General features: G+C 71.3%; 4 protein-coding genes. All 4 read right to left on the reverse strand.

Going from position 1 to position 14,506, the window contains the following annotated elements; genetic code table 11:
- Window positions 1-2: 2 nt before the first annotated feature.
- On the reverse strand, window positions 3-11,402 hold the full coding sequence (locus WS61_RS35265) for an LWXIA domain-containing protein (protein ID WP_059502615.1): 11,400 nt from the start codon (window positions 11,400-11,402) through the stop codon (window positions 3-5).
- Window positions 11,403-11,597: 195 nt separating this feature from the next.
- Window positions 11,598-12,386 (reverse strand): lytic transglycosylase domain-containing protein, encoded by a 789-nt coding sequence (locus WS61_RS19805; protein ID WP_059502617.1) that lies wholly within the window; start codon window positions 12,384-12,386, stop codon window positions 11,598-11,600.
- Entirely contained in the window at window positions 12,383-13,057 is a 675-nt protein-coding gene (sctR, locus tag WS61_RS19810; RefSeq protein ID WP_059502619.1) for a type III secretion system export apparatus subunit SctR, read from the reverse strand. The genes WS61_RS19805 and sctR overlap by 4 nt, the downstream gene beginning before the upstream one ends.
- 3 nt (window positions 13,058-13,060) lie before the next feature.
- Window positions 13,061-14,212 carry a type III secretion system cytoplasmic ring protein SctQ gene (sctQ, locus tag WS61_RS19815; protein ID WP_059502621.1) on the reverse strand — a complete coding sequence of 384 codons (1,152 nt, stop codon included), beginning with the start codon at window positions 14,210-14,212 and terminating at the stop codon, window positions 13,061-13,063.
- Window positions 14,213-14,506 lie beyond the last annotated feature (294 nt).

Genomic DNA, 14,506 nt, shown 5'->3' on the forward strand with positions numbered 1-14,506 from the left:
CCTCATCCGACCACCAGAGGCGTGCCGATGGGCAGGTGCGCGGGATCGCGCGCGGCCGACGGATTGAGCTGCAGGATCTCGTTGAGCGCACGCGCATCCTGCTCGCCGCGCGTCATCGCCTGCTGGTCGGCGCGCGACACGTGCGCGGCATCGAGCAGCGACTGGCGATGCTGGTCCGCGATCACCCACAGCGAATCGCCGTCGACGACGATATAGGGCTGCGCGGCGTTCGACGGCGAAGGCGGGTTCGACGGCGTGCCCGGCGGCGACGGTTGCGGTTGGGACGGCGTGGCGCTCGCCGACGGCGATGGCGGGGCACTCGGCTGCGGCGCGTGCGTGACAGGCGCTGGCTGCCCCGGCGTGGCGGACGGCGACGGCGCGACGGCGTGCTGGGTCGAGCCGCCGCCCGGCTGCTGCGTGCCGGATGGCGGCGGCTTGCCGTCGTCGTCCTCGAACGCGGTGTAGATCCACTTGCCGACGTAGATCAGAATCGGCGCGACCATGAGCGAAGTCGGGATCGAGCCGGTGAGCCGCTTCGGCAGGTTCGGGAAGTGCGTATCGATACGCGCGAGTGCGAGCAGCGTCGCGGACGACAGCGACGAAATCGCGATCGGCAAGTCCGAGTGGATCGCGGGATGCGGGCCGACGAACGGCGCGATCGCGCCGCCGGCGATGCTCGCGAGATCCGACATCAGGTCGATGCCGCGCACGACGCGGCTGCGCCGCTCGATGCTCAGGTGTGCGAAAGCACTGCCCTGCACGAGGCCGGTGTACGTGATGCCGAGCAGCGCACCGGCCGCGCCCAGCGCGGGCACCACCGACGGATTCTGCAGCAGCGCATGCAGCGACAGCTCGCCGAGGCTCGCATAGCCGGCGATCGCGGCGGCCCGTCCGGCCTTGCCCATGAAGCGGCGCGGATTCCCGTAATGCAGCTGCTGGATCGAGGTGCCCGCGAGCACGCCCTGCATCTGCTGGAGCATGTCGTTGGCGATCATCTTCGTGTACTCGAGCGTCTTGTCCGCGGGCAGCGATGCGGCCTTGTGCAATGCCAGCTGGAGATGGATCTTCGCGCGCGCGCTTTCCGCGAGCAGGATCAGCGACGCGTTGCGCTGCTCGGCATGCATCTGGTGCGCATCGAGCTGATTGTTCAGGCCGTCGACGAAGCGGTCGATCACGCGGTCGAACAGCCGCGGGTCGCCGCTTTGCAGCGCGCGCACGGTGTCCTGGTGCACGGCCTGCACGAGCCGGCCGGTCCGCACGCCGACGAACGCCGCGTTCGCGGCCTGCTTGAATTTGTCCGGCGTCAGGCCGAAGTGATGGACCGCGAAGCCGGCCGCCGCGCCGATGGCGATCGACATCAGGTTCTTGCCGTTCAGCAGCGCGGCGATCCAGCTGTCCGGCTGATGCAGGCGCAGCGCATGCAGTTCCGCGGCCGCGGCGAGCGGATCGTCGGGACGCATCGGTTCGTTCGTCTGCGCGCTGACGAGCCGGCTTTCGCTGATCGGTTGCGTATCGGCGGCGACGAGGGCCGGCGCGAGGACGGCTTCGCGCCAGGCCTGCAGCGGCTCGACGCCGGTGCCGCCGCCGTCCGTCGTGACGAGCTGTTCGGGCGCCGCGAGCCGCGCGCCGACATCGGCGAGCCACCGTTCGGTGAACATCCGGGCGGCATCGCTGGCCGCGGGCGCACGGCGCGGGTCGGCGGCCCATTGGTCGACCGCGAAGCGCGACGTCGCATAGCGGGCGCGATGCAGCAGTTGCGAGGTGTTGCCTTCGTACAGTTGCTGGCGCAACGCCGCGATCCGCGCAGGCGACATGCCGCGCGCCCGGCCGATGCGGTCGACTTCCGCGAGCAGCAGGCTGTGCTGGTTCATCAGCGTCGTGCGGTCGACGCGGTCGTACACGCGTGTCAGCGCGTCGGCACCGTGCAGCCGTGCGAGCGTCGGGTCGTTCGCCCGGGCGCGCTCGACGAGCAGCGTCGCGAGCGCGGTCGTCAGTTCCTGGTTCGCGACGAAGTCCGAGCCATGCGTCGCGTACGATAACCCGACATGAACCCACGGCAGTGCCGGATGGTCGAGCAGCGATTTCGCGAGCTCCAGATGGCTCGCGCCGGATGCGGGCTCCGGCACGGTGTCCCAGCCGTGGAACGTCACCATCACGTGCGGCGCCGGCTGGCCGAGGTGCTTCCGGTTCCACGATTCGAGCAGCGCGCCGAGCCGCGCGTGGTCGTGATAGCCGGTGTTGGGGCCGGGCTGGTGCCGGTGGTCGACGGACGACACCAGCGCCCGCGCCGGCGCCATTTCGAAGCGCAGCAGGAAACCGGCCTTCGACGACGCGTCGAGCCAGTCGTGCACGTATTGCTCGGCCAGATCGTCGATACGCATCGACTTGCCGTTCGCGCCGGCGATCGTGCCGGTCCAGTAGTCGATCGTCGCGTCCCGGTGGTCGCCGATCGACTTCGCGTCGTGCACGACGGCGGGGTCGTGCTTCGCGCCGCGCGTGGCCGCGAGCGTGTGCGGATCGATCACGACCGTCACGGCCGCCATCACGCCGCCGTGCCTTTCGATCTGCGCGACGAACGTCGCGGGATCGTCGGAAAGCCGGAACGCGCGGCTCATCGGCACGACGCGCTGCTGGTACGCGGGATCGGCGGCGAGGAGCCGGCGGCGCAGCGCGCGATCGGTCGCGAGCGCGGTGCTGAAACGGCTCAGCACCTTTTTTCTGAGCGGAATCGGCGCATAGCGCGAGCCGCCGCCCGACCAGTCTCGCGCGACGTACAGCGGCATGCCGGTGTCGCGCAACGCCTGTGCGTCGGCCATGATCGCCGGCGGTACGCCGTCGACCGCATCGTCCACTTCGAGCGGCGCGGCGCGCGGATCGCGCGCGCGCTGCACGAGCGCATCGATCCGGTCGTAGTGCGCGAGCAGGGCCGACGCGTTGCCGTCGCCATAGCGCTGCAGCGATTCGACCTGCGTCGTGCTGACGAGCGACGGTTGATAGGTCCGCACGTCGAGCACCGGATGGGCCGATGCCGCCTGCCCGTTGCGCGCGGCCGCGGCGTTCGCGCGGCGGATCGCCTGCAGCGCCGCGTTGCGTTGCGACCGCAGCCGCCGCGCCTCGGCCGCGCCCCAGTTGCGCCGCGCGTCGGACGTTGCCGGCGACGGGTCCTTGGCGAGTGCGTCGACGTCCGCGAGGCGGGTCTCGAGCGTCTTGAGCCGCGTGCCGCGCGCGTGTTCCACCAGCGCATCCGGCGCGAGTTCGGTCAGCAGCAGATGGGTGTCGCCGCCGTACGGGCCGCCGCCGATCGGCGACGCTTCGAGCGGTACGCCCGGGCTGTCCGGTTTGCGCCAGTTGTCGTGCCACGTCAGCTCGCCTTCCGCGTTGGCCGTGATCACCGCGCGCGGCTTGCCGAGCCGGTACGCGATGCGGTCGCCGCCGCCATACACGTAGATGAAATGCTTGCCGGGCACGAGGCCGCGCGCTTTCGCGAGACCGAGCAGGTGCACGATGTTGTGGCCGCTGAAATCCAGCGCATGACCGGACGCCGAGGGCAGCAGGCCGGCTTCGAACGTGCGGGGCGCCGGCGCCAGCGCGGCGGTCGCGGGCGGGCGCGTGCCGCCGGCCGGCAGCGGGCGCGTCGCGGGCGACGCGCGGCCGAGCGTCGCGATCGCGCGGGCGCGGCGCAGCGCGATCGCGGCGCCCGCCCCGGTCAGCGATGCGAAGCGGCGCCGCAGGCCGTGCACGCCGCTGATCGCGACATGGCCGCCGTATTGAAGGCCGCGGCGCGGCAGGACTTCGGTCTTGTCCTTCTTCGGTGGCCGCGGCGCGTCGAAGCGGTCGCCGACCCGCGCCAGCATGGCCGGCTCGACGCTGCTGACGAAGAACGTCATCCCACGCGTGCGTGCGCGCGTGAGCGGCACGCTGTGCAGCTTGCCGTTCGGCCGCAACCGGATGCGTCCGCGTTGCGGGTATGCGGCGGCGAGCGGACGCTCCTTCACGTGGGTCTGCGTGTGCGGTGCGTTTTCCTGGTATTGCCAGACACCGGTGGCCGAGTCGTAGCGCGCATGACCGGCGATCTTGCCGGTCGCCTTGTCGACGACGTAGATCGTATCGGCGTGGCCGGCCGTCGCGACGGCCTGCTTCGCGCGTGCGAAATGCCGCGCCTTCGACAGCGCGTCGATCGCATCGACGTACGCATCGCGCACGCGGCCGTTGCGCGTGAATTCGACCGTCTCGCCTTCGCGCGCGGGTTTGATCTTCGCCGGGCCGCCGAGCGCGACCAGTTCGCGGTGCGTGACGGGCGACACATGGAAATCGAACGCGCGGCGCGCGGCGGCGGTGCCGGTCGGATCGCTGCGTTCCATCGCGCTCGACAGCGCCAGCTTCAGCGCCTGCCGTTCCTCGGCGTTCAGCGCGTTGCCGAGAAAGCGCAGGCGGAGGATCGCGCCGTTCGCATCGACGTGCGCCGTCGCGACGAACGTCGGCGGCGCGTCGGGCGTCGGCTTGCCGGCGCGCGCGATCAGCAGGGCCGTGTCGGTGCCGGTCTGCTGCACCAGGTGCCCGAGCGTGGGCGCGTGCTGGCCTTCGGCGCGCGTCAGCGTGCGCATGTCGCGCTCGTCGAGCCACGCGCGCGCGTGCTTCATCGCGTCGCCGTCGACCGCATGGCGGCCGCGCGCCGGCGCGGCGAGCCGTGCCGCGACGGGGCGGCCGGCGGCCGAGCGAACCTGTGCGCCGTAGTAGTCGCGATAGGTCGGATTGCCGGGCGTCGACGTGTGCATGTCGCCGAACGTATCCGCGAGGGCGTCGAGCGCGGCCGGGTCGCGGCTCGTCAGCGCATGCTCGGTCGCCCGGGCGAGCGCGTCGGGCAGCTTCGCGTGGGCCGCGATGTCGGGCCCGCCGGCGGCGAGGATTTCGTTGCGTATCGTGTACGCGTTGACCTCCGCGCGCGCATCCGACTTCAGCAGCGCGGCCACCGCGGCTTCGGGGCTGGCGTGTTCGGCGGCCAGCGCGCCAGTCGCGAGATCGACGCTGTGCTGCAGTTCGTGGCCCCACACGAACACGAGCGTGCCGGCGCGGCGCGTATTCCCGTCGAGCACGATCGTGCGTGTCTGCGCATCGGCGTAATGGCCGCCGCCCGGCGTGCCGACGCGGATCGTCCAGCCGTCGCTGCGGGCCAGCCGCATCTGCGCGCGGAAGGTCGGCGACTGCCGCGCGATCGCATGCGCGCGCATCAGCAGCACGCGGCCGCGGAACCGCTGCACGACGCGCCCGAGCATGCCCGGGCGTTGTGCGTACGCACCGCTTTCGGCATACGCGGGATGGGCGAGGCGAATGCGGCCCGTCGCGATGCCACGCTGGACCGTGTCGATGACCCCGTCGATCCGCTCGACGACGTCGCCTTCCGGGTCCGCCTTGTGCATGACCTGGCCGGGATCGTGCAGCAGCACTTCGCCATGACGGCCGAACAGCACCTGGAAGTCGTACAGCAACCCGTGCTGTTGCGTGACGTTGCGAATGTTCACCAGATCGCCGAGACCGCTGCGTCGGACCACCCCGGGCAGGCCGAGCCCTTTCTCCATCGCGGCGCTGCTCAGAAGGGCGGCCGGCTTGTACACGACACCGACCCGGCCCAGGTGCGAGAACGGGCCGTCGACCGTGCTGACGGGCAGGCCGAGCCGTTTCAGTTCGCGCAGGCCGCCCTGTTCGGCGCCGATCTCCTCATGCGCGACTTCCACGCCGTCCGGCGACGTGTCGCGGAAGAAGCCGATGGCCTGGCCCGTGCCGCCGTCGAATACCGTCTTGTAGAGCCCGGAGCCGACGAGCGGGCCGAGATGGTCGGCGGGGTCGACGGGGCGCGCCGGGTCGCCGGCGACGTGCAGCCGGCCGCCGGTGACCGACAGCTCGCCGAGTGCCGGTTGCGTGTAAGCGGCCGGCACGTAGCGATTCATGCCCGACAGATCGGTCAGGCTGCCGCCTGCACCGACGGCGTCCGGATGCACCGCGTAGACGGGGCGTTGCCACAGGTTCGCCAGTTGCGCGGCCGCGCCTTCGTTCGCGTGCCGTGCGGCCAGGATCACCACGCGCTGGCCCGCGTACGGCGCGTCCGACAGCAGCGAGAAGCCGTGCGGATCGATCGGCCGGCCGTCGGGGCCGAGCAGCGTGCCGTCGGGCTGCGTGTCGGCGTGGACGATCGCGAGACGGTCGGCTTCATCCATCGACACGAGGCCGCGCCGCCTGAGCTCCAGCGCATCGAGCGCCGGCGTCGCGGCGCCGAACGGCGACGCGTTGCGCTCGACATGCGCACGCGACCACGCGACGCGCTGGGCCTGGATCTCGCGCATCGAGCGCGGCGCATCGTCGCGCGGCTTGTCGCGGCCCCCGCGGTCGTGCGGCGGATCGCCCGCATCGCGCGGCGGCGCATCGCCGCGATTGCCGAGGTCGACATCGTAGCGGGCCTCGAACGAATTGAGCTGCCGGCTCGCCTCGGCTTCGAGCGCCTTGCGCGTATAGCGGCCGCCGGGACGCTTGCCGGCGGCGTTCGCGCGCGAACGGTCGCCGCCGAGCAGGCGCATCTGCTGGGCGAGCGTGCCCGACTGTTCGGCGAGCGCGCTGACCTGGTTCGGCAGCGGCGTGCCGCCGGCACGCATCTGCACGTCCGGGCGCTCGAGCTTCACGTCGCCGCGCTCGATCCCGCGCTCGAGCAGCGTGATCTGATCGTCGACGTCCGCCAGGGTCTGACGATACGCGTCGCTGTTGGTCTCGATCGGGCCGGGATCCGCGAGCAGCAGCCGGCCGTCGCGATACACGCCTTGCGGATCGAAATAGAGCCGGTCCTGCTGAATCGCGTCGCGCAGCGTGCGCAAGGTCTGCAGCGATTCGGGGTCGAGCGTCGTCGGCAGCAGCCCGCGCCCGGCATCGCCGGTATGCAGCCCGCCGCGCGGCTGGTACAGCACCGCGACGCGACCGGCGTGCGAAAACGGGCCGTCCATCGCGACGGTCGGGAGATCGTAGCGACGCCGCAGCAACGCGAGCGCCGCGCGCTCGGCGTCGGCACTGGCCCGCTGTTCGGCGCGCGTGCTGAAATCCTCGTAGAGGGCGACGACCGCGTCCCGGCCGAGCGCGAAGCCGCCCTTGTGCGCACCGAAGCCGAGCAGCGCGCCGAGATGCTCGTTCAGGTCCACGGGCTTGCCGCTGTCCGCGTGGAATACCTGCAGGCCGTCCGCCCGCAGTGGCCCGAGCGCGACGTCCGGATGCGGCGCGGGATCGAAGCGCAGGAAGCCGCTGGTCGCGCGGATCGTGCCGTCCGCCGCGAGCGCGCCGCGCGGTGCGACGAAAACCGGGCGGTTCCAGACGTTCGCGAGTTCGGGCGCGAGCCCGGCCTCCGCACCTTCCGCGACGAGCACGATCGGCTCGTCGAGCCGGGACGGCGCCGGCAGGCCGTGGCGCGTGTCGAGCGCGAGTTCGTGGCCGGACAACGGCGTGCCGTCCGGGCGCGTCAGGGGCGCATCCGCGCGGCCGTTGCGCACGACGAACAACGTGCGCCCGCCGTAGCTGTGCTGCTCGACGCGCGGGCCGACGGTCGCGACCGCGACGTCCGCATCGCGGGCGGCGAAGCCCGGCGCGAGCGGGGACGATTCGATCGCATGGAGGACGGTCCAGGCGACACGCTGGCGAAACGTCAGCGGTTCGAGCGGGCCGCTCGAACCGGCTTCGGCGGGATCGGCGACCCGCCGGTACTGGATCGTCCGTGCGTCGCCGCTGCGGCGATCCGCGCGCGATGCGGTGCGCGCATCCTGGTCGTTCTCGGCGGCGCGTTCGCGTACCTGCGCGGACGCGCGGCCCGCCTGCGCGGTCGCGCGCGACGTCGCGGCGGCCGGCTCGGCGACCGCCGCCGTCGGGTCCGTTGCCGCGCGCAGTGCGGACGGGGTCGCGCGAGCCGCATTCGTGCGCGCGCCGTCGTCGTGCGGCGGCGCGGCCTGCGCTGGCGCGGCGGGCGCCGGGGTCGCGCCGCGCGGGGTGCCGACCTGGCTCGGTGCGCGCAGCTCGATGCCGTCGGACAGCGTCAGGCTGCCGTCCCGGCCGGCCGTGATGCGGCCATCGGTGTCGTAGCGGTTGAAGCGCGTGCGCTCGAGGGTGCGCCACGAGCCGTCGACGCGCTCCGCGATCGTGATGCGGCCTTCGTGGTCGACGAACGCGGTGGTGCCGGTCTTGCCGCGTGCGCCGGTATTCACCGCATTCGCGCGGCTCAATACGCGGATCGGCACGCCTTCGTAGGTCAGCACGCGCTTGCCGACCATCAGCGTGCCGTCGCCGGCCACGGTCACGCTGCGGCCGTCGATGGTCGCGCGCGTGCGGCCGAGCCGCAGCGTGTTGGTCGCCGTGTAGCGGCTCTGGCCGATGCGCACGGTCTGGTCGCCGATCTGCACGGCCTGATTGTTCAGGTCGCGGCCGCCGAAGCCGCCGGTGCGCCGCACGATGCCGGTCGTCACGGCCTTGAGCTTCTGGTGGCCTTGCGCGAGGCCGAGATTCAGGATGAACGACGACGCATCGCCGGCGAGCCGGTCCGTATGGCCCGTCAGCGCATCGTGCACGAACTGCACGCCGGCTTCCGCCGCGCCGCCGAGACCGGTGACCGTCGTCGCGCGCCGCACGAACGTGGCGAGCCCCTTCGAGTCGTTCAGCAGCGTGGCGATCTTGCCGACGCCGCCGACGCCGGCCGGCACGAGGTTCAGGTAATCGGCGCGCGCTTGCGCGTCGAGCGGGCTGATGGTGCGATCGTGCTGGATGCGATTGGCGAGGTCGTAGCCGGAGTTCGCGACGGCCGCCGCCGCCGACGTGTAGATCAGCCCGGTGCCGGCCGCATTGAGCGCGACGCCGAGCGGCGCGCCGAACACGGTCGCATCGAGCAGGCCGCCGCCGACTTCGAGCGCGATCCCGCCGAGCAGCATCCCGAGGTTCACGTCGCCGGCGCCGAACGTGTGCATCACGCTTTCCCACCAGCTGTCGTCGTGCGCGGTGTCGTGCCGGTCGATCCGTGCGGCGCCGTTCGCGTCGTAGCCGGTCGCGATGTCGAGCGTGCCGTCCGACGACAGCGAGTTGTCGTCGATGAAGTTGTCGATGCTCGAATATTTCGCGCCCTGATCGTCGACGTAATGCGTGTCGCCGTTCTCGTTCGTGACCTTGAAGATCGCGCTCGTGACGAGGCCGGCGTCCTTCGACGCATAGACGATCGGCATCACGTTGACGCGCGTGCCGGCGCCGCCGCCCACCTTCAGCAGCTCGTCGCGCACCTTGTCGATCGATTCGAGCTTCTTGCCGTCGCTGAACTGCGCGGCGTGCGGGTCGTCGGTCGCGTGGTCCGGCGACAGCCCGAGCGCGACGCCGACGAGATTGCGCTGCTGCGTGTCGTCGAGCTTGCCGAAGTCGATCGTCGCGCCGTGCCGGGTGGCTTCGCCGGCCTTGTCGAGCAGCGACTGCGACAGCTCGCTGCGATGCGCGCCGAAGAAGTCGGACAGCGCCTTCGCGTAATCCTTCTGATCGGATTCGGTCTTCGGATTGCGCAACCGCTCGTCCAGATGCGCGTCGAATTCGTTGAACAGCACCTGCTGATGCAGCGTTTCGCCGAGCAGTTGCGCGCGCTGGACATCCTGGTTCGCCCGATCGAGTTCCGCGAGCGCATCGGCAAGCGGCTTCGCGTATTGATTGACGACGAACGGCACCGGCGCCGTCAACGGAATGTTCTTCGGGGTGCCCTGCGGCTTCGCGATGGAGAACACGCTCGGCGTCGGGCCGATGCCGTGATCGCGGTTCCACTGGTCGTACTGGGCCTGCAACCCGTCGACCTTGATCTTCAGCTCCTGCTGCTTCGCCTGCGCATCGGCGAGCGTCTGCTTCGTCGCCCGCTCGTTGACGGACACGGTCATCCGGTCGTCGGCCTGATGCAGCGCGGACGCGATCGTTTTCAGGCCCTTGATCTCGAGCGGCGTCGGATCGTTCGCGATGCACATCGTCCGGTGGTCGTACCGATCCTGCACGCCGGCGGCGAGATCGTCGTAGTGGATCGCGAGCGCGTTGCCGTAAGCGGCAACATAGCCGTCGTGCGCGAGGCTCGCGGCATCCTTCGCCTTCGACAGTTGCGTGGCGGCGTCTTCGACGCCGAGGTCGGCGCGCGGATCCATCAGCTTGACGCCGGGATGGTCGCGGCGCCATTGCGTCGCGCTCTTTTGCGTGGCGTCGTAGTGCTTCTGCTGTTCGTCGACCTGGCGATTCGCATACAGCATCTGCAAATAGCCGCCGCTCACGCGCGCGCTCGCCTGCGCGTGATTCAGCAGGTCTTTCTGCGCGGCGACCGTCGTGCTCATCACGGTCGGCCCGTACTTGCCGGACACCGCGTTGTACGTGCCCTGGATGTCGGCGACCTTCGCCGCGTCGGTGGCCGCATTCAGGCACGCGTTCGCATAGTTCGCGTCGTCGGCGCTCTGCGTCAGTTGCGTCCGCGCCTCGTCGGGCTTCAGCGCCGGCGGCACGTCGATCACGCGCTCGAGCGGCGCGAGCTGCTTGTTGATACGCGCGATGCCGGCGTCCATCGCATCCGCGTAATCGCCGTTCGACGCATACGACTGCAACTGGGCGAGCGCGAGATTCGAGTTCGCGATGTCGGCGTTGTGCAGCGCCTTCGCTTCGGACAGCTTCGCGTCCGCCCGCTGCCACGCGTCGTAGGCCTGCTTCTGCTGCGGCGTCCAGTTGTCCTGCGACGCCTGGGTCGGATCGTCGCCGATGCCGGGAACCGCCGCTTTCAGCCGGTCGAGCGCCGCATTCGCGTCGGATTGCGCGGAGCCGGCGCGTGTCGGATCGAGCGCTTCGTTGTCGTGATCGGCCTGCTGCGCATACGCGATCATGTAGCCGGCGTCGGTCGTGACGTCGAGTTCCTTTTCCGCCTTCGCGGTGGCCTTGTGCGCGTCGTCGTAGGCGGTTTGCGCGCGGGCCAGCGCGTCCTTCGTCGTGGACGGATCGTTCTTCGCGTTCGTCAGCGCGGTCTGCTTGTCCTGCTCGTCCTGCAGCGCGTTGTCGTATTGCGTCTGCGCGCCCTGGATCGCGGTCTGCGCGGCTTTGGTCAGCGGATCGTCGACCGTGATGTCGGGCGGCTTGGGCCGGTATTGTTCGGCGAGGCTCCGGATCAGCGAGGTCGCGGACGCGATTTCGGCATTGGTCGGCTTCGACGGGTCCGTATCGGGCGTGACCTGCACCGTGATCGGCGGCGGCGGGGGCGTGGCGGTCTGCTGTTTCGACGGATCGCCCGATTGCCGCGCGGCTTCGGCCGCCGCTTGCGCGCGTTCGGCTTCGAGCGTGCGCTCGAGAAACGCCATCCAGTTGGCGCCCATGCCGACGCCGTCGATATCCAGCATCAAACTTCTCCCGGTCGCGCCGTGCTCTCAACGGGGCGCGCATTACGATGCCATTACGATCAAGCTTGGAGTGTAGAAAGGCATGCACCGCGATGACGCAGCGCGTTTCGTAGCGCGACGCCGATGCGCGCGCGCCGCCGGGGCGTCGCTACGAACGGCGGCGAAGTGGAGCGGGCGCGGTGGGGGCGGGCCGACTTACTGATCGAGACACCGCACGCAGAGCCGCTTCGCCTGGTTCGCCGGCAGCCCGCGGCACATCATCAGCACCGGGCGCGCATGGCACGACGGCGCATCCGCGGACGCGGCGGCCGACGGCAGGCGGCGCGCGCGTTCGGGCGGCGTCGCGGCGGCCGCGGCCATGCGCCGCTGGCGCGCCGGCGGCGGCGTGTCGGTCACGACGGGAATCGGTTCGACGCCGCCTTCGCGCGCATTGCGCTGCGCGCTCGCGACGACGCGGCTCACGTAGCCGCTCGAAAAACCGGTCGTGAAGTTGCCGCTGTAGTAGCACGACAGCGCCGCGCGCAACGCGGCCTGCGTGGCGCGGCCGGCGCCCGACGAGCGCGCGAAGCATTCGGTCAGGATCGCGCCGCCGGCCTGCAGGTTGCGGCACGGCTCGAACATCGTCGCTTCGTCGAGCCCGTATTTCGCGAAATTGCGTTCGTTCACCTGCGCGAGGCCCACGCTGTAGCTGAAGCCGCGCGACGACAGTTCGCGCGCCGTCGCGCGCGCCTCGTCGAGCGACGTGGGCTGGCGCGTCAGGTGCCCGCCGACCACGCCGATCGCATACGGATTGAAACCCGACTCGGTGCGCACGAGTGCGGCGAGCGTCGCGGGATCGACGTTCGGTGCGCAGGCGCGCGCCAGTTGCGCGAAACCGGCGCCGCCGCCTGCCGCCTGCACGACGCGCGACGGCAGGCACGCGAGCGCGAGCATGGCCAGCGCGCACAGGCATGCGGCGACGGTTCGCAGGCGGCGCGCGTTCATCCCGCACCCGCCACGCGATACGACAGCACGAGCCCGTGCACGAGCAGCGACCAGCCGTCGAGCGCGACGAACAGCAGCAGCTTGAACGGCACCGAGATCGTCGTCGGCGAGATCATCTGCATCCCGAGCGCCAGCAGGATGTTCGCGACCAGCAGATCGACGACGATGAACACGATGTAGATCACGAAGCCGATCTGGAACGCCTTCGTCAGTTCGGCGAGCGTGAAGCTCGGCACCAGCACGAGCAGATCGTCGTCCTTGATGCCGTCCGCGCGATTCTTCGGCCAGACCGACGTCGCGGTCCGCACGAAGAATTCGCGGTCGCGCTGCCGCGTATGCGATACCAAGAAATCCTTGATCGGCGGTAGCGCCGCATCGGCGAGCACGCCGATGTCCGAGGTCGACAATTGCCCCGACGCATCGAAGTGGCGCGCCTGCAGCGCGTCGCGGATCGACATCCCGACGGGCGCCATGATGAACAGCGACAGGATCAGCGCGATGCCGTTCAGCACGAGGTTCGGCGGCACCTGCTGGATCCCGAGCGCGGAGCGCAGCAGGCCGAGCACGACCACCAGCTTCGTGTAGCTCGTCACCATCAACGCCGCGAACGGCGCGATGCCGAGCGCGGCGATCACCGCGATCAGCGCGACCGGATTCGGCAGATTGCCCATCGTTCAGCGCTCGCGCGGCGCGGGTTGCGTCAGCGTGACGACGCGCACGCCGAGCTTCTGGCCGACCGCGATCAGATGGCCGGTGCCGATCAGCATCCCGTTCGCGACGAGATGGATCACGCTCTGGTTGATCCCTTGCTGCAGCTCGATCACGGCGCCCGGCTGCAGCGCGCTCAGCTCGCCCAGCGGCATCGACGTGGGCGGCAGCTCGAAGCGCAGGTCGACGGCGAGGCCGTCGAGCGAGCGCGGCGCGTCGGCGGGCGGCGCGTCGTGCGTCGTCGGCGGCGAGTCGGTGCGGGTCGGTTCCAAAGGCATCTCCCTGATTCGTTCGACGGTCAGCCGGTTGCCCGACGGCCGTCCGGTGATCTCCCACGCCGGCGCGGCCGGCAGACGCGCGACGCACAGCAGGTTCTGCTCGTGCGCCTGCCAGCGCTCGATCGCGATGATGTCGCCGCCGACGACATCGGCCAGCTCGGCCGTCGTCAGCTCGGTACGGCCGATCTCGAACACGAGCGGCACGGGCAGGGTTGCGTAGGCCGCGCGCGCGTCGGCGAGCGCGGCCGGGGCGGCCGCGAAGAACACGGCCAGCGCATCCGGCGCGTCGAACAGCAGCGCGCCGTGGCAGCGCCACGCGGCGTCGGCGCGCCGCAGCTCGAACCGCAGCGCGGCCGGCGATGCGTGCGAGGCCGGCGCGCCGGCCGGCGGCGGCAGCAGTTCCACGCGCTGCCGCGTCGCGGCCTGCAGCACCGCCGCGAGCGGCGCGCACAGGTCGGCGAGCAATGCCGCGCGGATCACGGCCGGGACCGCCGGGTCGGCTGCATCGCCGAGCCATTCGGTTTCCGCGATCGGGTCGATCCACAGCGTGCCGGCCGCCGGGCCGACGACGAAGCGGTACGCGTGCGCATCGGCGGCCGGCTCGGCGTCGACGCGCCAGCGCACCTCGTACGCGTGCTCGCCGAGCGTGACCGGGACGGCGCCGGTCGCACAGTACGCATGCGACAGCCCGCGCGCGGCAGCGGCGGACAGGCGCGGCAGGTAGGGCGACGCGTCGAGCGCGACCGCGGCCGGCGCGGCGGCGGGCAGCGGGGAAGCGGCGGGCATGGCCCGGTTCGCGGCGTCGCCGGCGTCGGCATTCGTCAGGAACAGCGCAGGCACGGCGGGATCGGGGCGGATTCGGCGTTGGTTCGACGGATTGTTCTGGGGCCGGCGGCGCCGAGGGGCGCGCGGCTGCTGCGTCGATTGTAGGGACGGCGCTGGCCGCGTGCCGCGCCGGAATCCGTAGTCGCAACCGTTGCGTGGAGACGGCGGGAGCGGGGCGCTACGAAGCGCGATGAACGACGGCGGAGGGCGGTGGCGCGCGATGAAGCGGGGCGCTGCCACGGCGGGCGGTCAAAAGCAACCGCCGCCCGGAGGCGGCGGTTGGGGTGCGGCTGGCTGGCGGGCCGGGCG

Origin of the sequence: Burkholderia sp. ABCPW 11 (assembly GCF_001523445.1) — a bacterium.
Classification (GTDB): Bacteria; Pseudomonadota; Gammaproteobacteria; order Burkholderiales; family Burkholderiaceae; genus Burkholderia.

Excerpts from the sequence above, each read along its gene's own strand:
- WS61_RS19805 (WP_059502617.1), bottom strand. The coding sequence starts at position 12,386 with ATGAACGCGCGCCGCCTGCGAACCGTCGCCGCATGCCTGTGCGCGCTG.
- sctR (WP_059502619.1), bottom strand. The coding sequence starts at position 13,057 with ATGGGCAATCTGCCGAATCCGGTCGCGCTGATCGCGGTGATCGCCGCG.
- WS61_RS35265 (WP_059502615.1), bottom strand. The coding sequence starts at position 11,402 with ATGCTGGATATCGACGGCGTCGGCATGGGCGCCAACTGGATGGCGTTT.